The following is a 26,695-nucleotide window of genomic DNA, read 5'->3' on the forward strand; positions in this document are numbered from 1 at the left end:
GTCACCTTTGCTACCCGAATCACTGCTCTCACTCAGTTTAGCTTGTGCAGCGGGGGGAGTGGTATCGACTAATAGGCTCTGAATAGATATTCCCTGATTTCCTACGCTGTCTGTTACCTTAACCTTCAATACATGTGAACCATCCGCTAGATTATTATTGATGGTGAGTGACCAATCACCTTGCTCATTGGCTTTGGCGAGATACTCTTTTCCAGCGACCTGAACGATGATATTGGCGTTAGGATCTGTTTTTCCCGACAACATTGGAGTCACTTTATTGGTCAAGAAAACCGCTGAGTTATCAAGTAGTGCACTTGCATCGGGCAGGGAGGTTTTGATGGTCACAGTCTCGGTGATAGTTTTTTGGTTACCCGCTACATCCACTGCGGTAACCTGATAGGTTGATACCCCATCAGCCAATGGTTTCTCGACCGTAATTCGCCACCCGCCCTTATCATCAGCGACTGTCGATAATGTTTGTCCTGCAATCGCTAGTGTTACTGAACTGCCAGCTTCGGTTTTCCCGGCAAAAGTAGGAACCTGATTATTCGTTTGTCTCCCCCCTAACATTTCGATATTCGGATGCCCATCAAGACTAACAGAGAGGTTATCAAGCTGCGTGTCCACTTCAAATTGGCCGTTCACCGTCACAGGCTTACCGCCACCGGAGGAAGCCACTAATGAATATTCATATATCTTATCTTCTAACGGTTCTGTAATTTTTAATGACCACTTCCCGTCTTTATCTGCAGTGACCGGATATTTCTTATTATTAATTGTGAGATAAGCCTGACTATCGGGAGAGACAATTCCTGTCAATGTCGGAGTATTAATATGGGTAATATTATCGCCCTTTCTCCCTGAGTCAGACTCTTCACTGAGTTTCCCCTGAATAAAAACCGGTGTAATCGGTTTAGATATTAAAGGGGCTGTTGCAGGCTTATTTGCAGACTGAGAGGATGATGACGAAGTACTTATTGGCGTAGCCACGGGGGCGGGTGGCGGAGAAAAGCTTAAGTCGTTGTCTTCTCCCTGTGCTTTTTCTGCTTTGTTTTTTTTATTTAGCTGTTTTTTCGCTTCTGTCAGCTTTGTTAAAGATGAACTAAGTAATATCTCTTTTTCGTCATTCTCCGAAGACAGGGCCTGAAGTGTCTTTTCTAATTGTTGATTTTTTTGATTTAACTCTGCCAGTTTTTGACTAAATCTTTGCTCCTCGTCTTGTCGGTCATTATCTGGCTGCTCCTCACTGTCTACTTGTTCACTCATATTTTTTGAGTCTTGATTGTCCGTATATTCGACAACATCACTCGTTAATTGCTCTTTGATATAAACAGCATCGGCCCCCACGTTTAAGGTTATTGATGATAGAATCTCATCTTGTGAAAGAATCGCTCCTTGCTCAGTCAATAGTGTCATATTTCCTAAAATAACTTCAGACAACCCATTTTTAATGTTCTCAATAGAACCATCAGGCTTAGTTACAATTAAATCAAGCCCTTGGACTTTAAACTTTTGGATTTCTATGTTTTTTAATTTATCGGTAATAGTTTTATCTGTCATGTTCTATATCATTATATTCATAAATGGAGTTATCAGCTAACAATCACACGCTGCCGTTAATGAAACCAATTATATCCATTTAATTAAAAATAAAATGTCATTTAATATAAAGTGGTCTGACATTCTTTTTTTTTGAGCTCAAATTCCAGTGAGTTCATTTAAATTGCGATTATAATAAAAGCATGAATTAGCAAAGTCGTTTTTAAATTGAAAGAGTCAAACAATGGAAGATGATAATGAGAACTCTGATGAAGAACTAGCCCCGATGGTTGACGGGTTAAGTGGGACATTGTGCATAATCATTTTAGTTTCTATGGTTTTTATTTTTAGCGGAATGAAAACTGCAGAAACCTATATTAATTATGGAGAGTTAAGCTTTGAAAAAATACAAATAGACATACCGAATAAACGCCTTTATTTTAAAGGTGGGATTCACTTATCAAACAATGATATTTCTTTAATAAAAAACGAAATATCCAAAAACAAAAGCAATAAAATAATTATCAGTGGCTACATCAACGATAAAGTCAGTCACAGCAAAGAAAAAAACACCTATAACCTTCTTTATATGGCATCAATAATTAAAAATCTGGGTATTGATAAAGAAATTGTTCTAAAAAAAGGAACAAGTGAATATTGCCCCGGTTGGAACTCATGCATTTATTGGGATTACAAATAACATGTATTATCTTGGATTATTTTTTTATGCAGCAACATTTGTCGCTTGCTTTTTACTGCAATCGGTACGTGAAATGGTTCAGCAATGCCTATTGCTTGCTCCTGAAATCAGTTACACCATGATTGGGATTTATATTTATCCTTTAATTATTTTTTTATTTCATCGGTTATTCAATAGGAATAAACAAAGTCACTATATATTACTTTCGAACCAAACTAAATTATCCGCATCCGTCACTGTATCATTAGGATTAATTGGAACATTCATTGGGTTAACAGGGATGATCACTGCGATTTCGGCCTCCCTTGGAGGAGATGGGGATATCTCAGAAAAAATGAATGCCATGATTTCATCTATCTCATTGGCACTTAATTCAATGTCTTTTGCATTCTTAACGTCCATTCTTGGGGTTTCTATTTCTGTTCTACTGTTAGTTAGTTTGAATTTTTTTCATTTCTTTTACCAAAAAGAAACTAAAAAAACGAAGCAGCACGCCTCTGCAAACTACTCTGAAGAGCTTAATCGCATTCAAGAAACACTGAACACATTACAGAGTGTGAACATCGGTATGGCGCAAAAAATGATTTCTGTGACCGACAATAATGAACTTGCGGCAGATATTTCTTCACACCTCTCGGCTTTATCCATCACAACACAAGATCACTTAGCCGTTCTACAGTCAATAAAAGAAGCTGACGACGATTGGAAAAGAAAATTAGCCATCTACTTACTAGAAGAAAAAATAAACAAAAGAAATGACAATGAAAAAATATCAGAAGAAATATTAAAGATAGATCAAACAACACAATGGCTAAAAGAAAATACCATTGAGAGCAGAAAAAAACTATTAACCGTATTATCAATGGAGTAAAAAAATGCGCCTTATCACCTTAGGTTTTTTATTAACTTTATTATCGCCATCTTATGGTTTAGCAAATCAAGATGTAGAAAATTTTCAAAGTTTTATTAGCCGAGTATTAAAAAACTCTAATCCAATTCAAATAAAGTCATTAGAGTTAGATGCTGAAAACCTCAGAGCAAAGCAAACCGATTACTATTACCTTCCTAAGGTCTCAGCCTCAGGAAAAATAAAAAGCCATGATGGCAGTACCAGCAGTAATATTACCGCCAGCTCATTAATCTATGATACAACGTTAACCCATAGATTTAATGAAAAAAATTTAAAGTTAAAAATATCGGCACTTTCACTGAATAAAGAAAAAGAAGAACTCTACACTTCAACAACTAATAACTTAATTGGTATTTATTATCTCAATGAGCTAACAAAAACAACCACTGATTTAAATAATAATGCGAAAAACATCTTTAAACTCATTACTCACCGATATAAAAGTGGCATAGCGAAATACAGTGATGTTGAACAAGCCTCTTTATTGATGCAACGAATTGAAACAGAACTGCAAAATATAGAAAAAGAGATTGAACAATACAAGTCAAATATTGAGCTTTTATCAGGGATTACCTTTCCGTCTAAAGGCGTACAGGTACCAGAAAATTTACTGAAAAGATTACAAACAACCATTATTGATAGTGAGGATGCGCAACAAAATAGCGAATATAACTTGCTACGCATGCAAGCTGACGCAATGAAGGAAAATGCTTATCAACAAAATCCATTCTTGAATGTCAATGTTATCGCTGAAGAACGATTTGTTGACCACGTGAGAAGTCGTAACGAATCTTACATGGGAATGGAGGTAAAACTAAATGTCTTTGACCTCGATAAAATACTGAATGAAAAATCGCAATTAAAACTGTATGAAGCAACAAAAGGAAAGGCTGATTATAAATACAAAGAATCAACAGCAAAAATTAAAAATTTAAAATTAATTGCCAACTCAAATATGACTGAACTTATAGGGTTACATGAACAACGTAAGACAATGCGTTCGATAATTAAGAGCCAACAAAGGGAATATGAAATATCACAGTCCTCTTTCTATGAAATGGTGAACACGCTATTTGATATGTTAACAATGGAAAGACGCATAGCTGAATTAATGATTGCTGATATGAAAAACAAGATGGAATACATCCAATTAACAGGGAAACTCACTGAAATTGAAACGTTATCTAAATAAACTGAACAAAATCCCTAAAAAACTAAAAATATTCCTAGGTATCACATCCCTATTTGTCGGGTACATTATATTAGCCAAGATAGAAATATCCTCTCCAGGTGAGGGGATTATTTCAGGAGTCTCCAACCGGCTAGAAATAGTGAGTCCTGCATCTGGGTTTATTAATCAATTTGCTATTAAAACCGGTGATAAGGTAGAAAAAGACCAAATTTTATTTTCCTATACGAATTTAGATGCATTTCATCAAGAAAAAACCTTAACCAATCTTGTTACTTTTGCTAATGAACGCATTAATGAACTAGAAGAAAATAAAAAACTATTAAATAAGATCCTCGATGGAAGTATAAATACAGAATCCGAATATTTTTTCTTTGCAAAGGGCCTGCAAAGCAAAACGTTAAGTGCTTATAGAGAGCTCTATGGCCACATCCTCTTACACATGGAGATAAGCAATTTAAAGGACAAATATATCTCACAAATAAAAGAATCCAGTGAATTAGATAATCAGATTAATATTTTAAAAAAGAAGGCCTCACTGTTGAAAAATGCAAGAGCACCTGAAATTGAAAAGCTCAATAATAATGCTGAAATCAGCCGCACCACTGCGCTGATAACATCTGGTGAATTAAATGCTCAAGGGCTATTACGAGAAATTTCACTGTTAGAAAAGAAATATACCGCGCGGCTTATCGGTGAAATACAAGAAAATGAAACGCTACTTAATCGGCTAAAAAAAGAGAGATTGGAAAACAGCGGACAGATGGAACTACTTCGCAATAAAATAAGAGCGAACAGTGTGTTATCGCCAGCGGATGGCGTTGTATTAAGTATCGAAAAAGATTTAGAAAAAGGCTCTTACGTTGAAGCCTCAAATTTAGTCATGGTAATAAAAAAACAACAAGATACACGGGTCATTGAAGGAAAAGTATTAGCGAAATATCGTCCTTTTATAACACAACAGTTGCCTGCAAAAATTGTGGTGAACTCCCCTGGATTTAAAAAAATCATTAACGGTAAAGTCACAAAAATCAGTGCTGACTCCTTTAGTGACAGGGAACGAGCTAACCAAGAACGCTATTATTCCGTACAAATTACACCGGAACAAAATACTGTGCTCCTTCCAGAACATGATGGCCTACCTGTGATGCTCTATATCTCGAGTAAAGAGATTTCAGTGCTTCATTATTTAACCGCATTAATTAGCGATAACATTACATTTAACGTTTGGTGACTTATGTTAGGTTTTATTTCTGCATTATCCGCTGCCGTAGCAACTATGACATTATTGATGGCCGTACTTTTAGCAAATGTGTTGTCAAGTACGATGGCTGCTGAAAAAAACAAAGGCAAAGCGGCATTTGTCGGAATTGATGATAATAATACAGAGACGTCTTCGTCTATAAATAATGGAAGTCACAAAGGTAATGACATCATGAAGTCGTTAATATTTAGCCATGACACCATCAAATTCGTTGATAGTAAAAAAGTTAAATCTATCGATATTTATTGCAGTTATGGAAATAACATCTCTTTTGATATAGCAATGACCTACACCATTTATAACACAGTATTAATTAAAAAAAGCACGCCTAATGTACACATTAAAGCCTTGAAACCTATTGAAGATAATCAAGGTGTTAACGCTTGCTTCCTGAAGAGTGAAGAAAATGAAAGAAAGTAGTTTCCATGATGCCATTAACCAATACTTTAAGATATTAGGAGAGCCATTTACTTCTCCAGCTCTATCGTATGATAATAAATATATATTAAATAATATTAATGAGTTTATTAATAATGATTTTTTCACTTATCAATATGTTTCTCTTTCTGATTTTAGTGACAAGAACCTACCAGCCCTTTTTATTATGGAGATAGAAAATGGAAAATACATTATTATTAAGAATCATAGGGGCCAGCTAACCAATCTAACAACCGACACCGCAATAACAAAACAACTAATTGAAAGTAAACACTTATTTTCATTCCAAGCGAGTGAAAACACATTAAATGAAGAGAGCATATACACATCACTGATTAAATTAACGCCAAAATCAAATTTATTTTCATTACCTTTAATCGTATTTGCGCTGTTATTACCTTTATACTCAAATCTTTTTAACTCACGATTAGTTTACAGTGAGTCAATAAGCTCACTTTTGTATATTAGTTTTATTTTCATTGTTGTTATTGGCTTAGAGTTTTTTATTAAACATATTATTCATGAACAGAACACAAAAAAAATAAAGCTTAACATCAGCACTTTTAACCGTTATTTCGTTAATTTATTAAAACAATCGAGTTGTAAAAGTGCCTCCATTAAGGTGAGGACCGCCGAAGCGTCGATCTTGCAGGTATGGGAAATCAAACCACAAATCATTTATGATATCGGATTAGCCATTTTATTTTCATTCTGCATTTTTGGCATGCTAGGTTTTTATTCATTATTGCTATTAAGCTATTACGCTGGACTTATCTTTCTATGCCTACATGTCCGCTTTCTTTCCTACAAAAATATGCTTCGAGCAAATACCTTAAACTATGAAAAATCAGCCATGTACTACTCCTTAGAACAGAAAAAACATGAGCTGTATTTCGCCAGAGATAACCACTTTAAGCAGTACATCAGTATAAAAACCAATGAAGATGAAAAAATAAAATTAAAACTGAATGAGGCCAACCACCATTGGATGGAAATCATCAAAGTAAATACGTTTTTATCCATGATTGTAATGTACGTGGCTAGCTATTTAGCTATTGGTGAAGGGAGTTTAAGTTTGGCTTCCGTTATCGCGGTCATGATCATTAATGGTCGACTTTCAGGTGCAATTACAAGTGCAATTAATCGCTTATTCATGGTGAAAACACATCTATTTCATATCAAATCCAGTATTGAGCAGCTAAAAAACAATCCACTAATCCATTTCAAAACTGATGGCATAACAATGAATTCGATAACGCATTTTAGTGCAAAAAATCTTAGCGTTAATATTCACGGTAAAACCATCATTAACCAGCTCAATATTGAAGCCAAATCTGGGGATGTTATCGGTATTACAGGTATTTCAGGAGTAGGAAAGACATCACTAATGAAAGCATTATGTGGGACTTCAGAATACTCATCAGGGGATATAGCAATCAATGGCATTGGTATCGATGAGATTTCCCAATCCTTTTTAACAGAAAAAATTGCCTACCATAATGGTATTTCAACATTCATTCATGGCAGTATTCGTGACAATTTTAACTTCTACGGTGTATTCGATAACAACATCATTGTCCGCCTTACCAAATTATGTTGCCCAACTTTACTGATTAGCAAAGAAACGTTAGATGATACACTCGTCACTGACATTGCTGCCTCTACAGGGGAAAAACAAAAGTTACAGCTCGTTCTTGCATTGATAAAACAACCTGAAATGATATTTCTAGACGAATCGACATCCTTTATGGCGACCTCTGATGCCCTCGCATTTCTACAATTAGTGAAACAAGAGTTTGAATTAGATAAATCAATTATTTTCTTTTCTACTCATGACTTAGGGCTGACCTCATTTTTTACGAAGCACATTGCGTTATCACCGAGCCATGTTAAACATATTAATGCCCCACAACCCCACAATGAAATTATCATTCCTAAAATTAGTTTAAGCTAATAAACAAAAACGCCCACTTGATAGTGGGCGCCTTGATTATATTTTTATGTCACATATTACAAGAACATAAAGAACACCATACCGACAATTGCCCCTGTCGTACCAAGGATAGTTTCCATGACAGTCCAAGTTTTGAGGGTTTGAGCTTCTGTCGCGCCAGTAAATTTCCCATACAGCCAGAAACCAGAGTCATTAACATGGCTTAGGATCAAAGACCCCCCTGAGATACAAACGGCTAACGCTGCCAATTGTGCACCTGAGTAGCCTAACTCACTGATAACAGGTAACACTAAACCTACCGCAGTTAAACATGCAACGGTTGCAGAACCTTGAATAACACGTACAGCACCTGCTAATACGAAGCAAGCAACCGCTATCGGCAAGCCAGCACCAATTAAAGAGTCACCTAATGCAGGTCCCACACCGGAGTCCACTAAAATTTGTTTGAATACGCCACCCGCACCAGTCACAAGTAGAATGATCCCAGCAGGTTGGATAGCGGCAGAACAAATCGCCATGACTTTTTCTTTATCCATACCATAGCGGAAACCTAAGCCATAAATTGCCAGTAAACACGCTAACAGTAAGGCTGTGAAAGGGTGGCCAATAAATTCTAACCAGTGCTCTAATGTAGAACCTTTTTCAACGACATGCGTACCGATGGTTTTTAAACCCACTAATACCAATGGGAAAAGCACTAAGCACAGACTGAAACCAAAGCTTGGCATTTTGCCATGTTCTGTATTTGGTGCTTGATAATCAGCAGGGATATCAATATGAACATAATTACTGATAAATTTACCATATAACGGCCCTGCTAAAATCATGCCAGGGATAGCGGCACACAGACCAATTAAGATCATCCAGCCATAATCTGCACCCATTTGTGATGCAACTAACATGGGTGTAGGCCCCGGTAATAAAAACGCTGCTGCGGCTGCAACACCCGCAAATAGAGGGATAGCCAGGCGAACAACGTTATGACCTGTACGGTTCGCTACTGCAAACACCACACCGATTAACAACACAATAGCTACATCAAAGAAAAGCGGTAGCGCACAAACCAGCCCTGCGACACCCACGGCATAATGCGCATTCTTTTCACCGAACAGGTTAAGTAGCTTATTCGCAATCTGATCTAATGCCCCTGTTTCATGTAAAATTTTACCGAACATTGCCCCGAGAGCGACTACGATAGCAAGGAAACCTAAGGTTCCCGCCATGCCTTTTTGCATGGTTTCAGTGATCTGCTGTACTGGCATGCCGGAGAATAAACCCGCCCCAATAGAAACGATCATGAGCGCGACAAAAGCGTGTAAACGAGCATACATCACTAAAAAGAGCAGTAAAACGACAGAGCCAACAGCCGTTAGCACGAGCGTTAGTGTGCTTAATGTTTCTGGGGTATTCATTAGTTATCTCCAGCGACAATCTTACGAATAGTAGAACACGTATTTTCAATCACGTTCTCTAAGGATGGGCGAATATCAACAGCCTGCACATCAGGTTCATCCGCACCAGGTTCTTGTAAAGCATCAAATTGCGATTTCAGCATTTCAGGCTTAAAGAAATGCCCTTTACGTGCTTTCAATCTCTCTTCAATAACAACCGCATCACCTTTTAGGTAAATAAAATAGAGGTTATGATTCCCCTCTCTTAAAATATCGCGATAGCTTTTTTTCAGTGCTGAGCTAACCACCAGCGATACCTTATTGGTTCTTTGCATTGCAAAAATGGCATTATTTAATGCGACTAACCAAGGTTTACGGTCCTCATCATTTAATGCGTGACCCGATGCCATTTTTAAAATATTTGATTTAGGGTGAAGGAAGTCACCATCAAGGAAGGCAGCCTGTAATTGCTGTGCAACACCGGCAGCAACAGCAGATTTACCACTACCCGATACCCCCATTAGTACAAATGTATAGTTTTGTTTTTGGGTATCATTCATAGGAAACTCCTCAGATATTCACTATTGTCCTGGCTTTAGTTAAAAACCGGCATTTGTTACCGGTAACAAGTTACGGGTAACATTATCATCAGTGCGGATTTATTTGGCAATCAAATTGGTGAAGAAGAGAACAGATCTGTGATGATACTCTCAATCTGACTTCAGAAGAGGCAGGTGAAGAACAAAGCAAAACTCGCAAATAAAAAACAAACAGCAATAGCAAAAAACAAAAAAATATATTTAAACTTTATTGCTCGTCTTAAAACATTCCTCTAAATAATTCGTGTTGTCGCTAGGCGCCAAGCGAGTCAAGCCCTAGGAGCATACATAAGTATGTGACTAGGGTTGGCGAGTACAGGCAACAACGCGACAGCGCGAAGGATGACGAGGAATAATTAGATACTTTCGCCAGTAAGGACTGAAAACCCCACATCAAAATGCGTCCCCGTTAGCTTCTTGCCAGACATTCTCGCCAACAAGACTTCTGCCGCCTTACGCCCCATTTGGTCCCTTGGCGTCAAAATACTTGCCAGTTTTGGCGTCATTACTTGGCCAACATCATGGCCGTGGAAGCCCGAAATCGCGAGATCTTGTGGGATCTGAATCCCCAAACGCTGACATTCAAAAATAGCCCCTATTGCCAAGTCATCATTGGTACAAAATAAACCATCGGTATCTGGGTACTTAGCACGGCAATCGTGTAGTAATTGAGCGCCTAACGAATACGATGAGCTAGCCTGTGTCATCACATTTCGTGGTTCAAGATTGGCATCGAGCATGGCCTGCTCATAACCTTTCAAGCGGATAAAAGTACGTTCATCATGCCTTGCGCCTAAATACACAACCTTACGGCAGCCGCGCTCAATCATCGCCTGAGTCATTTGGCGAGACGCTTCAAAGTTATCGATACCCACCGCAATATCTAGGCAAGGAGAAATGCTATCCATAATCTCAACCACGGGGATCCCCGCAGTTTTAAGCATGCGTAGTGTGCGTTCTGTGTGGGTTCGTTCAGCTAAAATCACGCCATCAATATTATAAGAAAGTAACGAAGTCAGCCGCTCTTCTTCTTTTTCGGGTAGATAGCCATAGTGAGCCAACATTGTCTGGTAGCCATGACGGTCTGTTACCGCTTCAATTCCACGGATCACTTCGGCAAAGACTTGGTTGGTTAATGAAGGAAGCAACACCCCGATGGCGTGGCTGGTTGCGTTCGATAAAATATCAGGGGCTTTATTTGGGATATACCCGGAAGCCTCCACCGCCTGAGCAATTTTATCACGCAAAGCCTCTGAAACCTGCTCTGGGTTTCGTAAAAAACGGCTCACCGTCATTTTCGTGACGCCAACTTGGTCGGCAACATCCTGTAGAGAAGGTCTTTTTTTCTTCATAAGTTCAAAGCGATATCCAATTCGTTAACGATAAACATGTTCTGCTATCTATTAATCGATAGCAATCTTTGTTACTGATTTACATCACATAAATGTCGAATTTTCCGAACAATGCGATTTTTATAGTTGACTCTCTATCATGACTCCGCTAATTTTCGCGCTATATAATTATTATTATAACGAGTAGATGAAATTAGACTATGGCGATCAATCGTAGACATTTTCTTAAATCCAGTGCTATCCTCACGGCTTTTTACTGCTTACCAAGCTTCACACAAACTCGCCCAGAAGTTGAAGCAGCGATATTCGGTAAACTCCCAACCCCCAAGGATATTCATCGCGTCATCAGCTCGGGGCCCCCTTCTGATTTACTGATGTTTGCCTTAGCGCCAGAAAAAATGGTGGGTTTCGCCTCTATTTCATTGAAAAAAGGGCAAACGGGCCTTTTTGCACCACAATGGCTTGAATTACCAGTTTATGGCCGTTTAGCGGGACGTGGAAGTACCCTTTCCCTTGAACAGCTGCTGTCCTATAACCCCGACTTAATTATTGACACTGGAAACATTGACGAAACTTATCGCTCTCAAGCGGAAAAGGTCGCCAAACAAACCCATGTGCCTTATTTGTTAATCGCAGGTGGCCTAAAAGACTCACCACAGCAACTAATGCAATTGGGTGAAATTTTAGGCGTTTTACCACAAGCACAACCATTGAGCCAACTTGCTCAACGCTATATTGATGATGCTGCCTTATTTGCTCATCAAAACCAACAGAAATCACTGAGTTTTTACCTTGCGAGAGGGTCAAAAGGTTTAGAAACCGGCGCTAAAGGCTCAATTCATACTGAAGCGATTGAAATGCTAGGCTTACGCAATGTGGTGGATATCCCTAATTTTCATGGCCTTACTACGGTTTCTATGGAGCAGCTCTACCAATGGAACCCTGACATCATTATAACGCAATATGACGAAGCCATTGAACTGATGACAAGTTCTGCATTATGGCAAGGGCTTGATGCTATTGCCAATCGCAAATTACTTGTATTTAGTGGTATGCCATTTGGTTGGTTAGATGGGCCTCCAGGCGTTAACCGCTTATTGGGGATGAGGCGGCTACAAAGCCATTTAGATAAAAACATTGCCAAGAATATTAAACAGGATATTGCTGAGTTTTTTACTCGCTTCTACCATTCATCATTAACGGCGCAGCAAGTTGATTTGCTCATGGAAAAATCATGAATAATGTTTTGAACAAAAAGGGGAAATTCCTTTTATTGGTCATCATGTTACTAATTAGCTTTGTTATCGCGTTAACAAGTGGTAAGTACTCACTTACACTCAGTGAGCTTTATCGCCTATTTGCCAGCCAATTATCATCTCACAGTGAATTGAGTAACCCACGCCATGAAACCGTTTTTTGGCAAATACGTTTTCCACGCACATTAGCCGCTATTATTATTGGTGGAGGGCTAGCGATTGCAGGGGCGGCTTACCAAGGAATGTTTCGTAACCCACTGGTTTCTCCTGATATTCTAGGTGTTTCCGCGGGTGCTGGCGTGGGAGCCGTCATTGGTATTTTCTTCGGCCAATCTTTGTTTTACATTCAATTAAGTGCATTTATTGGTGGGCTAATCACTGTGACTTTAGTGTGCTTTATTGCCCGCCTAGCGCGGCAACATGACCCTATTTTATCTTTGGTTCTGGTCGGTGTTGCTATCAGTGCGTTGTGTGGTTCCGCCATCTCCTTAATGAAAATCCTCGCAGACCCCTACACCCAGTTGCCTTCCATCACTTTTTGGTTATTAGGTGGCTTGTCATCGATTACCCAAGCAGATTTAGTGTCAGTATTACCGCTGATGATTATCGGCATCATTCCACTATTATTATTGCGCTGGCGTATGAATTTACTCAGTTTATCGGATGAAGAAGCCAAAAGCCTTGGGATCAATGTCAGTTTAACCCGCACTATTTTCATTATTTGTGCCACATTACTGACAGCAAGCGCGGTGTCGATCGCAGGAATTATTGGTTGGATTGGGTTAATTGTTCCACACATCACTAGAATGATAGTGGGTGCTAACTTTCGCTATCAACTCCCGGCATCACTGGCCATTGGTGCCATCTTATTGCTAGTTACTGACACCTTAGCACGGACTATTGCTGCGATTGAATTACCCATAGGCATTTTAACCTCCGCAATTGGCGCCCCCTTCTTTTTGGCTATTTTATTACAGGCAAGGCGGGTGAAATGAACATTCTGTCTTTGAAAAAGGTCGCAATTGGTTATCATGGCACTGCTATCATTGATGGTATTAACCTTTCATTACCGAAGGGGGAGATTAGCTGCTTGTTAGGCGCAAATGGCTGCGGTAAAACCACCTTAATGAAAACGTTACTGGGGCTATTACCCGCCATTAAAGGTGAAATCCAACTCAATGGGCAAAGCATTCAAGCCCTTAGACCCCGCGAAATAGCCAAAACTGTCGCCTATGTTCCCCAAGCCCATGATACCCCCTTTACTTTTACTGTACTTGATATGGTGATGATGGGTTTAACACCCCATATTTCAATATTTTCAGTTCCTAAAGAGGCCGAAAAAAACTTAGCATATCAACAACTAAAGCATCTGGGCATTGCACACTTAGCAACCCGTCTATACAGCACACTCAGTGGCGGAGAAAAACAATTAGTATTGATAGCAAGAGCTTTAATACAAAAACCATTACTTCTAATTATGGATGAGCCTGCCGCTAGCCTTGATTTTGGTAACCAAATTCGCTTACTTGAACAAATCGAAAAGCTTAAATCCCATGGCATGACAATATTGATGTCAACCCATCATCCACAGCATGCCGCAGCTATCGCTGACAACGTCATTTTGCTTGATAAGCGCAACAAAGCGAGGCAAGGGTTATCAAATAGTATGTTAACACTTACTAACTTGGCAGCACTTTACAATGTGGATGAGCGCAGCATTCAAGCTCACTTCCAGCTTCCATCAACGTTTTCTTATTAAGGTCAGGGATCATGTTAATTAATCAAATCGATTTTTCAAAAATGTACCAACAACACATGCAACAGGCACAACGTAGCCGCAAAGAGCCAGAGCATTGGGATAAAAAAGCACAACAAATGGCACAAAACTGTGCTAATCCCCATGACCCATACTTAGTACGGTTTCGTGAACTCATGGATTTAACTGGTGCTGAAACCTTACTTGATGTCGGTTGCGGCCCCGGTTCCATAAGCCTTTGCCTCGCAAATGAATTTAAAGATGTGATTGGAATTGATTATAGCCGTGGCATGCTCGAAATGGCTGAACTACGAGCTAAAGAGCTCGCTATCCCACATGCACGCTTTGCACAACTCGCATGGGAAGATAGTTGGGATGCCCTGCCTTTAGTGGATATTTCAGTGGCATCGCGTTCAACGCTGGTTGATGATTTAAAAGCCGCATTGCTCAAGCTCAATCGCCAAACCAAGCTGCGGGTTTATACCACCCATACCATTAATCCAACGTTTATCGATGAGAATATTATTCGTACCATTGGTCGTGAAGTTATTCGTTTACCCACCTACATTTATGCAGTGAATATTTTGCATCAAATGGGGATTAATGCGCGCGTAGATTTCATTAAAACCCCCAATAAAGGTGGATTTGATAACTTTGAAGCTTTCGCTGAAAGTGTCAATTGGTCCCTTAAAAATATCACGCCAGAAGAAACCGCGATCCTACGTCAATATTATGATGAACAAACCGCTCTAGGCAAAACAATCCCTTATCCATCTAGAGATTGGGCGATGGTATCTTGGAATGTAGTCGATGAATCGGAACTGACATTATGATTTACGTGCCCGATGCATTGATCGATCAACTGCTGCTAGATGACATCCAATATGGTGACCTCACCACACGGGCACTCGGCCTTCAATCCCAACTGGGTGTGATGACCTTTACCTCCAAATTTGGAGGCTGCATCAGTGGGATGATTATCGCCAAGCGTATGTTAGAAAAACTCGGTATCACCTGTGACTGTCATTTTCAAGATGGCCAACTTGTTGAACCACAAAGTGTTTTAATTCATGCAACGGGGCCTATTGAAGCCTTACATCAAGGTTGGAAAGCGGTACAAAACGTACTTGAATGGTGTGGAGGTGTGAGTCACTACACCCAGCAAATGGTCAGTATTTTGCGTCAATATCAACCCGATGGGCAGCTTGCTTGCACCCGAAAAACCATTCCACAGACAAAGCCCCTTGCCTTAACTGCGATTTTGGCTGGGGGCGCTATTATTCATCGGGCAGGCAGTGCAGAAAGTGTCTTACTGTTCACCAATCATCGCCAATGTCTTGCAAACCCAAATGATTGGGCTGGCCATATTAAAAGACTACGCCAAGCCGCTCCTGAAAAAATGATTATTGTTGAGGCTGATGACTACGAGCAAGCCATTCTCGCCATCAATGCGCAAGCCGATATTATTCAGCTAGATAAATTACCCATTGAACAAATACAGCGACTACAAGAACTTGCCAAGCAACAAAGTCGGCCTTGTCGACTATCCATTGCAGGTGGGATTAATTTAAAAACAATAGAAACATTCGCACAAACAGGGGTGCCATTATTAGTTACATCAGCCCCTTACTACGCTGCACCACGAGATATCAAAGTGAAGATTTTTAAGCAGTAACCAAAGAAGTTAGCGTCAAAGAAACCATTTGCAAAAACAGCCTACCCCGTAGGCTGCATCCACTTATGGCTAATGACGCACATCGTTATATAAAAAATAATATATTGCTATTTATGAAACTGGAAAGAGATAATGAAAATAAAACAAATTACCTATTTAGTCGGGATGGCTTTATTCACAGCACAAGGATACGCCGCCTCACCTAACACCGAAAAAAATACCGATGTGATGTCCGTTTGGAGTACCCCGCTTGCGGCTGATGCAAACATCATCACAGAAAATCAAATGAAACAGTTGAATAAAACTAACGTCGCACAGGCGCTGAGCACAATGCCAGGCGTTTCCATTCAAAAGTCAGGTAACCGCAATGAAACCCAAGTCAATGTACGTGGCTTTGACAGCCGCCAAGTGCCTATTTTCTTTGATGGTATACCCACTTATGTCCCTTATGATGGCACCCTTGACCTAGGTCGATTTATGACTAGCGAGCTGGCCAGTGTTGAGCTATCCACCGGCTATACCTCTCTATTACAAGGCCCGAACCTAATGGGCGGGGCAATAAACCTAACCACCGCTACCCCTAAAAAACCCTTTGAAGCTAATATCAACTTGAACCAAGGCTTTACCCGAGGTGCTGATAATGCGCACAATATCAGTGCCCGCCTAGGTGGACGCAATGACCTAGGCTTTATCCAAGTGAGTGGCAGCCAATATAAACAGCGTTTTATGGGAATACCGGGGTCTGAAAATAACAATCCATTAGCAGGAAATAATGGCCGTCGCCCGAATTCAGCTACTGACGACAAACGCATGATGGTGAAAGTGGGATGGACACCTCGTGAAGCCGACGAATATGTCATTACCTATCTCAAACAAGATGGAGATAAAAATAGCCCCCCGAGTGTGACAAATACCAAGCCTCAAATATGGCAATGGCCTGCTTATGACAAAGAAAGTTTTTACTTCAATGGCACAACCCAAATAACCAATGATATCGCCTTACAGAGCCGCCTGTACCACGACACATTTAAGAATACACTCCATCAATATAGGTCTGTTAAAGACTATAAAGACGGTATCTATAACTACAGCCGTTATGACGACTACAGCAACGGGGCTGATATGCGTGTTGACTTCACCGTGCGTGAATTAGATATGCTGTCATTTGCTGCCCACTGGAAAAAAGATGTACACAGAGCTCGGTCAAAAAGAGATATTCCATTCGACCGCTATAAAGACAATACCTATTCAATCGCTACCGAGTACCAGTGGGTTGCTATGAACAATCTCGATATTATCGGAGGCATTGGCTATGACTGGCGCAAGAGTGCTGACGGCAAACGCTATGACTATAAATCAGGAGATTTTGAGAAATACGATGGTAACAGCCAGCATGCCTTCAACTGGGAAGTAATGGCTCGCTACCACTTAGAAAATAAAGATACAGTACAATTCTCGATATCAGAAAGAAGTCGTTTCCCAACACAAAAAGAGCGTTATACCAAAGAAAAAATGAAAAGTGACGATACTTTCGTCATTAATCCACATATCGATACAGAACGTGCACTTACCTATGATTTGACTTACAAGGGACATATCTCACCCACTTGGTCATATACTTCAAGTCTCTATTATAACCATGTCTCTGATGCCATAATGGCGCATCGTGTTGGTACGAATCAGAATGGTGGCTATATACTCGAAAATCGTAATAGCGGGAAAGTCGATTACTTTGGTATTGATTTCGGTACTACAGGTCAAATTACGGATTGGATGGAAGCCGGTTTAAGCTACGGCTATATTCACGCTGATCCTAAACACTACAGTGTAAAACACGTTGCCGAGTTACCTACCCACAAAGCCTTTGCTTGGGTGAAATTCACGCCATACGCCCCATTTAGCATCACCATTACCGAAGAAGCCAGAAGCTGGGCGTTTAACTATGTTGATGCCGAAAGCAAAGTTCGCGGCTATGCTAAAACTGACCTGCGCTTAGATTATGATTTTGGCCAAGGTATTTCTGTTAACACCTCAGTGAACAACTTATTCGATAAATCATATGAATATACTAATGGCTATATTGAAGAAGGCCGTAACTATTGGTTAGGTATTGAATACAAATATTAATCATTAATATATTAGGCAGAGAATTAAGTTCTTTGCCTAATATTTATTATAGAGTCTTAAATTAGTTAACATTGAAATGATTAAGTAAAAATACCTAGGATATTTCCCATAAAAAATACATTCCTATATCGGTTGATTTATATGGATTATTCTATCTTTTTAACTACAAATATGATTAACACCTAAATTTTATATCTTAAAATATAACATTATACAGCTTTAAGTAACAAATAGACTGTCAATTCAATAAATTTGCTAATTCATTACAAAAAAGCTCACCTCACAATACTTGCGGTTAATTGATTCCGTATTTAGACTATAAGTATAATAATAAAAGTTAAAACCATATACTTTATCTAAAATTAACTCCCTTAATTTAAATTTTCTATTAATCATTTTAATTAGAGAGAGCAAACAGTATTTATGATCGAAACACATGATTATACTATTGATGAAAAATATATTTTCGAACAGAAAACAAGTTTAATATACCTAAAAGATGATCGAAATCAAAATATTGAATTATCTAAGCCTGCGGCAAGATTATTAAATCAAATCATTCTATTAAATTTAAAAAAAGGAATTGCAACGCGTGATGAGCTCTTAACAAGTGTATGGGAAGAATATGGGCTGGTTGGCTCTAATAATAATTTAAATACTTATATTAGTGAGATAAGAAAAAAACTTGAACAAGTTGGTATCGACCCTAAGTCGATCGTTACTGTACCTAAAAAAGGCTTTCGTCTCGATAATCATATATTCATACATGAAAATGTAGAGACTGATAATAAAAATGTCACGGAAAATACTATTTATCTCAATGATAAATATGATTATATTGAAAACCCAGAATATTCCCCTCAACCAATTGATAACCCATTAGCGACTCAAACTTCGCTCATCACTACTATTGATAAGCCATTAACCGCTATTGATAACATAGAAAATAACCATACACAAACAATGGATATTAACGAAACCTTACCTCTTCAATACGGTAAGGATGAAATAATAAAAAAAAGTGCTAAAAAACCTTTAAAAATATTACTCCTAGTTATTTCAACGCTTGCAATATGTTATTTAATCTATTTATTTACTCAACACCCAATGGATAAAACAGATCCAGCCAATAATTATCTTACTGTAAGCACAAATGAAAACTGTGTCATACAAATGCCGATTGATATGGTCGGTAACATTTCCAGCGATAATATTGCTATCGTAAATAAAAAACTGAATAAATACAACATACCATGTAATGAACCAAAGAGAATTATTCTTTTATCAGACTTAAATAACTCCTACTCTATCGACAAAAACATATCTATTAGTATTTGCAAAGAAATCAATAAAAAATTTGATTGTATCTCAATCAATGATCAGAGGATTTAAATGAAAAAATATATTTTTGCTTCGTTGTTTTTAATTGCAACAGCATCAACTGCATCACTCATGATCAAGAAAAGCAGTCATGATATCCAAATTTGCCACTCCGAAATATTATGGATTAAAGATAATAACACCCAAGATGGCTTAAGTTTAAAATCAAAAGTTAATGTCCAACTTTCCCCTGGTCAGCAAGGACGAATGAATATGTATGGTTATTTAAAAGATAATAGCCAAATTTACCGTTTAGATAGAGCTCTTTACTTTGATTATCAAAATGTTGACCATAAAGGTAACTATGCTGTCACGTTTACGTCATCATCAGTAACCAACTCAGATAATATCCCAGAGAAATTATTTTCTAACTTTATTCAATTAGAAAAAGATAAAATAAAATATTATGTCAACATTACTAAAATGGAAGACAATATTTATATCATCAAAGATGAATCCTATTCCGCTTTTACTTGCCAAGTTCAATAAAAAAAAAGCCTACCAACAATTACGTTTAAGTAGGCAAAACCGTCAACATGGGAAATGACGAATCTAAATATCTGTCTAAATCATGGAATAGTTAAAACAAGAGTAATACGACCACTAAATTTTCCTGGCGCAACAGTACCATTTGTTTTTAATGTTGACTCTACACGTACTGGCCAAACTTGATTCGCTCTGACTGACTGAACCAACCCTTTTGCTGCTGACTGGTTATTTAAGGTAACATGAGATTGCAACTCACCATTCGAACGTAAATAAACATTATCTTGCTGCAAATTGGATGAAACTTTCACACTCATATCCTGGTTACATTGGATATAAAATAGCCCAGTTTCAACATCGCCGTTTAACTCATCCGCATTTAAAGGGCCGTGATCTAATTCAAGAGTATTCGCATTACCCGTCGGAGAAGTAAAATAGCATTTTCCTGCTGGAGGAGGTGCTATTCCGCAAATCCCTCCTGGTAATATTTTACCTTGACTCCCTTTTGATGTAGCTAAAAATATCCCTACACATTCATCCGTCGTAATTGCCCCACTATGTTGGCTCTTCCCTGTTCTCGGAAAAGAAAGACCACAAATCGCATTAGCATCTCTGATAATTGCCGCCATTGTCGTATAAGTTGCAAAATTCACATCACACGACCAATCTGCACGAGAAGCGATACCACCGGCCTCTTTCCCTGAATGTAAGTGGTTAATCGTAAAATAACACCTTTTAGCACCAGTAGAACCAAGTACCGATTGACATGGGTTACCTTCATAAGGGGAACTTTCCTTCCAGTATTCCATTACAAAATGGTAAATATTTTCATACTTAGATAATGATTCAACTTCTTCCACATAAGAAAAATATGTCGAACCGTAACTTCCCAAACCAAAGAACAAAAATGGTATGGCTAATAATAATTGTTGAATTCGTTTTCCCATTTCAGATCTCTTTATATTCATTTTAACGTTTTAATATCAGCACCAGATAAGGTTCTGAGAATGAAATTACTCGTACTCAAATAAGAAAGTGGCTATTGCGGCAATCCGCCCTGTTTTAATTTGTTTATTATTGATTGCTTCAGGGGTTGCCTTGAGAAAAGTATTAAATTTCAGTTCATTTTTCCCAGCTTGAATAATTGGTACTAGCGAAGAAAACTTATTCACTTTAATTTCTTCACCGCTAGCTAGCTCAATGCCAATCCCTAATCCAGGGTTGTGTTCCGTATCTGTTAATGCCAAATATCCTGACATTTGCCTATGTTCCGATCCGGTAAACTTCACTTTCATTTTTTTCGCAATAGTTAAGTCGCAATTAGATAATACCAACGTTAACTCTCTGCGAGGCAATTGATAAGTCGGGTCGTAAATATCTAATAACCGAATATCGCCAAAATCGACTTCCATCATTTTATTTTCCGGCAAAACAACACAAGGTGAATTCACCAGTGTCCCTTTCACTTTGACATTATTTTTAGCTGCAAAGACAACATTGCTACTTAAAAATGCCGTACTTATCGAAGCAAACAATATCCCGATTAATAGTGAGGTCGTTTTTTTCATTATTGATACTCCACAACCATAGTGCCATTAGCAATAAAATCACCAGTCTTTAGTTCGTTATTACCATTTCTGACTAATACGGCCCAAAGTACACCAGGAGAACTAGGATTAATGAGGTATTTCTTACCTAATTCCAATTCGGTATCCGAAAGCTGGAATTTTACTGCAAGATTATTAATGCCAGTATTTAACCCATTTATATCAAAATCACTTTTTATTCCATCTAACATCAGATACATAGACCAGTTATTTTTATTTTCACCACATTGGATCTGGTAATTAACTTGCCTTTTTTGGTCATTACCTTGGATTGATTTTATTGATACATTACCAAAATCAACTTCAATATCTTTACCATCATCAATATGACAAGGTGGCGGTGTAATCAAATTACCTTTAATACTAATTTTTGTTTCATAGTCCTTCGCGGCTGATGTAAAAGATAAGATGGCACTGAGTAACACCAACCCAATTATATTATTAGCAATCTTCATATCTCAGCCCCTTATTGATACTCGACTTTCAACGTTGCATTTGCCGTAAAACTTTTTGCGGGTAAATCCGTACCGTTTTTTTTCACTAATACAGCATATAATTTCAATGGATTTGCAAAGTTAAAAGCCCGTTTCTTTTTCAGTGGGAAATCGCTGGTGTCTGCTTTAAATAATACCGCAAGGTTATCAATATCCGTTTTTAATAGGCGCTGATCAAAACTTGCTGATATTCCCTCAATAAAAATGTTCAATTTAGGTTGGACGCCATCTTTACACGTCACCGTGTAATCAATGGGTGCTTTATAAACCTCATCTTGAACACGTGTTGTTAATACATCGCCAAAATCAATTTCTATTGTTTGCCCATTATTAATTGAACAAGGCTTTGATAGTACTTCTCCTTTAATATCAATGTACAGGAATCCAGAAAAACCAAATACACTCGATATCTGTAAAGTGAGCAATAACACAAATACCTTTGTTAATGTTTTAATAGACATCATGGCGTCAAACCTTATTTTCTTGGCAGCACTGAGCATTCAGCTGACTGACAGCTAAATTTCAAATCCATTGTTCCGCCGAAGTCATTGAGATAAACCAAAGTTGGAGATGAACCTAAATCCCCAGCAACTTTGCCTAAACCCGCCTCACTAAATGGCGCAACCATTACAGGTTCAAAATTTTGAACTTCAGTATTGCCTTTTTTCAGTTTCGTAATAGATAAAAAGTAAGGTGATGGATTTTTCACAATATAACTCGCCCCCTGCTTAAGAATTTTTATCTCATTTTCTTGAGGGATCACTTCCATTCTATCTTTAATTGCAATTGCTGCTGGGCGGTAAAAAAGCTTAATTTTTGTCTGTAACGCAATTTGCAATACATTCACTTTCTCACTACGTGGTGGGATCTCTCTCACATTTAAGTAGTAAACACTTTCCCTATCTTTAGGTAATTGCGCTACTGCAGGGATTGCCTGTATTTTAATTTGGCTTTTAGAATTAGCTTCAATACGATGCACAGGAGGTGTTACAATAAAAGGTGAATTTACTTTTTCATCTTTGTCATTTTCTATCCATGCCTGAGCTAAATACGGGCTAGTTAAATGTTCGTTAGTCAGTCCCATACCGACTGTTTTGTCTTGTTCATTATAAATAATTCGCGTTCTATCTAGTGCAATCGCTGAATAAGCCGATTGTGCTAATAAAGAAAGACTTATCGCTGTTACAATTTGAACTTTATTTATAAATTTCATATTTTCACCGTTGACGTTAAAACATATTTATAATTATTTGCATGGTAATAACATTGTATGTTCCATGCCACTTTCTATTTTTTCAGGTAATTGAATGTGACAAGATGAATTATTTCCCCAAGTCACTTCAAGAACATCTGATGGGTTAATACCCGCTAAGTAAATAAATCCATTATCTGAAACGATACCAACTTCAACACTCTTTTCATTTTTAACAGATGCACCAAATGGTGGATAACTATTATTTGCAAGATGAATTGTTCCCAATATTTTTTCACCTTGAATGACATTAAACTTCCGGTATCCAATAGCCCCTTCCGTTAATGTCGCATGCTGTGTCGATTGAACTGCTTCTGCATTATCTGGCACACTATTTAAATCTATTCGAATATTATTGCGGTTATAATCCATAACACTGGTAATAACGGCTTTACCGTATCGATTCGTGCGTATTGGTGTTACCCCTGTTTGCACAGGAATATCAGCTACGCCATTCGTATCCAACAGTATCCTTGACCCACCATTGATTGAAGTATTACGGTGTAAAGCACCACCTTCTTGGGTCATGGTCAGTCCCCCTTTCAACTGCATCGAAAGAGTAGATTGATTATCTTGAATATAAGTTCCACTCAAATTAAGTTGTGCGGTATCACCATCGTAGTTATACATACCAGATGTTGTGACCTTGTCTTTATCCCATGTACCCGCTGAAATAGAATAAGTACTACGTTCATTTATACGGTCATAATAGTTAACGTTATGGCTGCTTGTATTTCTTGAATAAGAGCCCGAGTAACTAATACTCGCTTGATTATTATCCAATGGTACATTTAAATTCAGATAAACTCCGTCATCATCATTTTGATCTGATTTTGTTTTGTAAGCTGTTAAGCTAAGACTTAAATTTTTTATTTTCCCCAAATCAAAATAATTAGAAACTGTTAGATTATATTGGTCCGATGATGACCTATTCCAATAAGTTTGATGTGAGTAATTTAAATACATATTAGTATTATATTCAGGGAATGCAGTACCAAATATAATAGTATAAAGCTCTTTACCACTATCAACCGTACTTTCATTATAGCGACGGTCAATAAATTGGCTCATGCTCATATAATTTTTTTCAGAAAAACGATAGCCTGCGAATGTAATTTGGCTGTTAATATCATCAAATTGTTTAGAATAAGTGACGTTATATGAATTACCCGTCAAAGTTTGGTTATTTTCGGTTCTACCCATTTCAGCACGAGAGATACTTAAGTTCCCTGACAATACGCCAAATGGTGCTAAATCACGCCCTAAACCAATCGCAATATTTTGATATTCTGATGAACCAAGAACACCACCGTAAATAGTTGTATTGTTAGTTACACCCCATGATAAGGACCCCAAACTAAATGCAGGACCTTGAGTATCATGTTCATTTTTAGTCGGTTTACCAACGACAAACTGGTAAATAAGCTGACCGGGCCGAGTCAAAGTCCCTAAACGAGATGTTTCCACCTTATAGTGAGTCACACTACCATCTTGTTCTTGAATAGAAACATCTAACGTACCACCACCAAAAGAGTTCACATCCTGAATACGAAATGGCCCAGGACTCACATCTTTTTGATAAATAATACGATCATCCTGCTTCACAATGACGGTCGCATTAGTTTTGGCAACCCCCGCAATTTCAGGTGCATAGCCTTGCAAACGCGGTGGTAACATAGATTCATTGGTTTCTAAACTAGCACCAATATAACGAATACTGTCAAACAGCGTTGAAGACAGGTATTGTTCACCAAACGTTAACCTTGAATTTAAGGAACGTATGGCTCGATACGCATATAATTGGTTCCATGACCATGATTGGCCGCCTTTATTTAATTGGCCTTTTTGCGTTTGCCAATCACCTCTAAAACGCCAAGCGCCAATATTTGTTCCCATTGTTCCTGTCGCTGTGATACCTGAATCTGTTCCTTTGTCACCCGTTTCTTTTTTAACCACCCGACCTGTCGCATTGTAGTCGATAAATGCACCTAGAATGCCATCATCCCAACGTGACGGAGGATCCCAATTCGGGTCTTCATATTCCATATAAGCTTGAGGGATGCTAATTTCGACAATATTTTTTGCAAGATCACCTTGAGTCCGCATTTCTGGTACAGACCGAATATCTAAACATTTTCCATCAAGTAACCAAGTTACTTTATTACTCCATTCAGGTTTTAATCCGAGTTGCTCATATAATTCAGGTGTAATACAAGCTAATGATATTTTCTCATCATAATTAGGTGTAAAGAATATAATGGATTGCTCCATGGAGATTTTGACTTTATTTACCGAAATAGCTAAAGAATAATTTCCAGGTGGAATATAATTGGCATGAGAAAACTTACTAAAATCGACATTTTCAGTGCTGTCTGCTTCTAAAAAATCAGTATTAAAATCAACTGCCTCTTCAGAAAATGCAACCATCGGCGTTAATATTAAAAGCATTAATTTTGTAATTAAATTGAGTTTCATGCTTTTCATTCAACTATGCCGCCTATCAGACTAAAAATGAAAAAAGAAGGTAGAAACATATGGCGTCATTAATACGCCACATGTTTTTACTTAACTAAGCTTGAACTTATTGGTAAATAATTTTGAAGTTAGCAACAGTGTTAAAACTACCTGTTGTTGCTTTCGCGTCCGCTGCTTCATTACCTTTAACATACGCAGAGAAGTGCAGTGTCGTTTCTTTACCATCACCCGCATTTAATGCATATCCATCACCAGTACCTGGGAATGCTTTACCAAATTCAACAACTTTGTCAGCACCATTAGTGATTACAATACCGGCATTTTTAACTTTTCCACCTAAGCCAAGTAGATCACCGGTAAAACCTTGGAAACCGGAAATAGTTGGGCCAGTAAAGGTGATTTTGGCGTTTTTATACGTTTCAGTTGAACAGTTCTTCAATACGATATCGAAATCTCTGTTATCTGAACGGTATTGGTTAGATGTCAGTTCATGTAATGCAATTTCACCAAACTCAACTAATTGTTTTAAGTTGTTTGCATCAATTGAACATGGAACATCATTAATAAAACCAGTGAAGCGAACTTCACCTTGTGAACTTTCAACTGTTGGTGGAGTTACTGGATCTTCAGCCACTGCAACACCAGAAATACCAACACCTAAACCTAAAGCCAGAGTTAACGCTAATTTATTCAGTTTCATAAACATTTCCTTTAAATGAGTAGGAAGTAGCTACCTCTTTTCTGATTTTTATTGATAAGGAATCAATTTTATTTTTTTGATTACTTAACAGTGAAATTTTCCGTCATCCAACATCATTAATTTCATTCAGATTAGAGGTGAATATATAAAT

25 protein-coding genes are annotated in these 26,695 nt (G+C 38.1%); 14 read left to right on the forward strand and 11 right to left on the reverse strand.

The features are described from left to right. Nucleotides 1-1,560 (reverse strand): Ig-like domain-containing protein (locus PSF42_RS10520; protein ID WP_272679989.1); only part of this gene is annotated, 1,560 nt, incomplete at its 3' end. Between the two features lie 223 nt (nt 1,561-1,783). Between PSF42_RS10520 and PSF42_RS10525 the strand changes: the two genes are divergently transcribed. From PSF42_RS10525 to PSF42_RS10550, 6 genes are all read left to right on the forward strand, one after another. After that, the gene (locus PSF42_RS10525; protein ID WP_272679990.1) at nt 1,784-2,239 is read left to right on the forward strand and encodes a hypothetical protein; all 456 of its coding nucleotides are present in this window, start codon (nt 1,784-1,786) and stop codon (nt 2,237-2,239) included. Beyond that, nucleotides 2,190-3,110: a hypothetical protein gene (locus PSF42_RS10530; RefSeq protein WP_248467496.1), complete on the forward strand. Its 921-nt coding sequence runs from the start codon at nt 2,190-2,192 to the stop codon at nt 3,108-3,110. Before PSF42_RS10525 ends, PSF42_RS10530 begins: the two co-directional genes overlap by 50 nt. A 4-nt stretch (nt 3,111-3,114) precedes the next feature. Next, the gene (locus PSF42_RS10535) at nt 3,115-4,341 is read left to right on the forward strand and encodes a TolC family protein (protein ID WP_125894984.1); all 1,227 of its coding nucleotides are present in this window, start codon (nt 3,115-3,117) and stop codon (nt 4,339-4,341) included. After that, the gene (locus PSF42_RS10540; protein WP_213914420.1) at nt 4,322-5,572 is read left to right on the forward strand and encodes an HlyD family efflux transporter periplasmic adaptor subunit; all 1,251 of its coding nucleotides are present in this window, start codon (nt 4,322-4,324) and stop codon (nt 5,570-5,572) included. The genes PSF42_RS10535 and PSF42_RS10540 overlap by 20 nt, the downstream gene beginning before the upstream one ends. 3 nt (nt 5,573-5,575) lie before the next feature. Further along, nucleotides 5,576-6,022 carry a hypothetical protein gene (locus tag PSF42_RS10545; RefSeq protein ID WP_248467492.1) on the forward strand — a complete coding sequence of 149 codons (447 nt, stop codon included), beginning with the start codon at nt 5,576-5,578 and terminating at the stop codon, nt 6,020-6,022. A gap of 664 nt (nt 6,023-6,686) precedes the next feature. Beyond that, nucleotides 6,687-7,994, forward strand: coding sequence for an ATP-binding cassette domain-containing protein (locus PSF42_RS10550; protein WP_272679991.1), 1,308 nt, complete (start codon nt 6,687-6,689; stop codon nt 7,992-7,994). A gap of 56 nt (nt 7,995-8,050) precedes the next feature. Here PSF42_RS10550 and gntU read toward each other — a convergent pair whose 3' ends face one another. The 3 genes from gntU to gntR form a co-directional block, all read right to left on the reverse strand. Beyond that, on the reverse strand, nt 8,051-9,406 hold the full coding sequence (gene gntU, locus PSF42_RS10555; protein WP_125894976.1) for a gluconate transporter: 1,356 nt from the start codon (nt 9,404-9,406) through the stop codon (nt 8,051-8,053). Further along, entirely contained in the window at nt 9,406-9,945 is a 540-nt protein-coding gene (gene gntK / locus PSF42_RS10560; protein WP_125894974.1) for a gluconokinase, read from the reverse strand. The genes gntU and gntK overlap by 1 nt, the downstream gene beginning before the upstream one ends. Nucleotides 9,946-10,340: 395 nt before the next feature. Beyond that, nucleotides 10,341-11,336: a gluconate operon transcriptional repressor GntR gene (gntR, locus tag PSF42_RS10565; protein ID WP_125894972.1), complete on the reverse strand. Its 996-nt coding sequence runs from the start codon at nt 11,334-11,336 to the stop codon at nt 10,341-10,343. A gap of 200 nt (nt 11,337-11,536) precedes the next feature. Here gntR and PSF42_RS10570 point away from each other — a divergent pair, with 200 nt between their 5' ends. The 8 genes from PSF42_RS10570 to PSF42_RS10605 all read left to right on the forward strand — a co-directional run bounded on the left by PSF42_RS10570 (nt 11,537) and on the right by PSF42_RS10605 (nt 20,019). Continuing rightward, entirely contained in the window at nt 11,537-12,574 is a 1,038-nt protein-coding gene (locus PSF42_RS10570) for an ABC transporter substrate-binding protein (protein WP_272679992.1), read from the forward strand. A gap of 44 nt (nt 12,575-12,618) precedes the next feature. After that, nucleotides 12,619-13,587: a FecCD family ABC transporter permease gene (locus tag PSF42_RS10575; RefSeq protein WP_423810923.1), complete on the forward strand. Its 969-nt coding sequence runs from the start codon at nt 12,619-12,621 to the stop codon at nt 13,585-13,587. Then, nucleotides 13,584-14,351 (forward strand): ABC transporter ATP-binding protein, encoded by a 768-nt coding sequence (locus tag PSF42_RS10580; RefSeq protein ID WP_272679993.1) that lies wholly within the window; start codon nt 13,584-13,586, stop codon nt 14,349-14,351. Before PSF42_RS10575 ends, PSF42_RS10580 begins: the two co-directional genes overlap by 4 nt. An 11-nt stretch (nt 14,352-14,362) precedes the next feature. Further along, nucleotides 14,363-15,181: a class I SAM-dependent methyltransferase gene (locus PSF42_RS10585; protein WP_272679994.1), complete on the forward strand. Its 819-nt coding sequence runs from the start codon at nt 14,363-14,365 to the stop codon at nt 15,179-15,181. Continuing rightward, nucleotides 15,178-16,023, forward strand: a complete 846-nt coding sequence (gene modD / locus PSF42_RS10590) for a ModD protein (RefSeq protein ID WP_272679995.1) — start codon at nt 15,178-15,180, stop codon at nt 16,021-16,023. The genes PSF42_RS10585 and modD overlap by 4 nt, the downstream gene beginning before the upstream one ends. Nucleotides 16,024-16,155: 132 nt before the next feature. Continuing rightward, on the forward strand, nt 16,156-18,150 hold the full coding sequence (locus PSF42_RS10595; RefSeq protein ID WP_272679996.1) for a TonB-dependent receptor plug domain-containing protein: 1,995 nt from the start codon (nt 16,156-16,158) through the stop codon (nt 18,148-18,150). Nucleotides 18,151-18,573: 423 nt separating this feature from the next. Beyond that, complete coding sequence (locus tag PSF42_RS10600; protein ID WP_272679997.1) at nt 18,574-19,542, forward strand: winged helix-turn-helix domain-containing protein; 969 nt, start codon at nt 18,574-18,576, stop codon at nt 19,540-19,542. Further along, nucleotides 19,543-20,019, forward strand: a complete 477-nt coding sequence (locus tag PSF42_RS10605; RefSeq protein ID WP_213914503.1) for a FidL-like protein — start codon at nt 19,543-19,545, stop codon at nt 20,017-20,019. It abuts the gene before it with no gap. A gap of 80 nt (nt 20,020-20,099) precedes the next feature. Here PSF42_RS10605 and PSF42_RS10610 read toward each other — a convergent pair whose 3' ends face one another. From PSF42_RS10610 to PSF42_RS10640, 7 genes are all read right to left on the reverse strand, one after another. Continuing rightward, on the reverse strand, nt 20,100-20,963 hold the full coding sequence (locus PSF42_RS10610; RefSeq protein WP_125894956.1) for an MrpH family fimbial adhesin: 864 nt from the start codon (nt 20,961-20,963) through the stop codon (nt 20,100-20,102). A 66-nt stretch (nt 20,964-21,029) separates the two neighbouring features. Continuing rightward, nucleotides 21,030-21,584: a fimbrial protein gene (locus tag PSF42_RS10615; protein WP_272679998.1), complete on the reverse strand. Its 555-nt coding sequence runs from the start codon at nt 21,582-21,584 to the stop codon at nt 21,030-21,032. Beyond that, nucleotides 21,584-22,078 carry a fimbrial protein gene (locus PSF42_RS10620; RefSeq protein ID WP_125894954.1) on the reverse strand — a complete coding sequence of 165 codons (495 nt, stop codon included), beginning with the start codon at nt 22,076-22,078 and terminating at the stop codon, nt 21,584-21,586. The genes PSF42_RS10615 and PSF42_RS10620 overlap by 1 nt, the downstream gene beginning before the upstream one ends. Before the next feature lie 11 nt (nt 22,079-22,089). Then, entirely contained in the window at nt 22,090-22,581 is a 492-nt protein-coding gene (locus tag PSF42_RS10625) for a fimbrial protein (RefSeq protein WP_272679999.1), read from the reverse strand. Nucleotides 22,582-22,592: 11 nt separating this feature from the next. Next, on the reverse strand, nt 22,593-23,330 hold the full coding sequence (locus PSF42_RS10630; protein ID WP_125894951.1) for a fimbria/pilus periplasmic chaperone: 738 nt from the start codon (nt 23,328-23,330) through the stop codon (nt 22,593-22,595). Nucleotides 23,331-23,363: 33 nt separating this feature from the next. Next, nucleotides 23,364-25,853, reverse strand: coding sequence for a fimbria/pilus outer membrane usher protein (locus PSF42_RS10635; protein ID WP_272680000.1), 2,490 nt, complete (start codon nt 25,851-25,853; stop codon nt 23,364-23,366). 97 nt (nt 25,854-25,950) lie between these two features. Then, nucleotides 25,951-26,544, reverse strand: a complete 594-nt coding sequence (locus PSF42_RS10640) for a fimbrial protein (protein ID WP_125894947.1) — start codon at nt 26,542-26,544, stop codon at nt 25,951-25,953. Nucleotides 26,545-26,695 lie beyond the last annotated feature (151 nt).

It is taken from the genome of Providencia sp. PROV032, from assembly GCF_028484875.1.
Classification (GTDB): domain Bacteria; phylum Pseudomonadota; class Gammaproteobacteria; order Enterobacterales; family Enterobacteriaceae; genus Providencia; species Providencia rettgeri_E.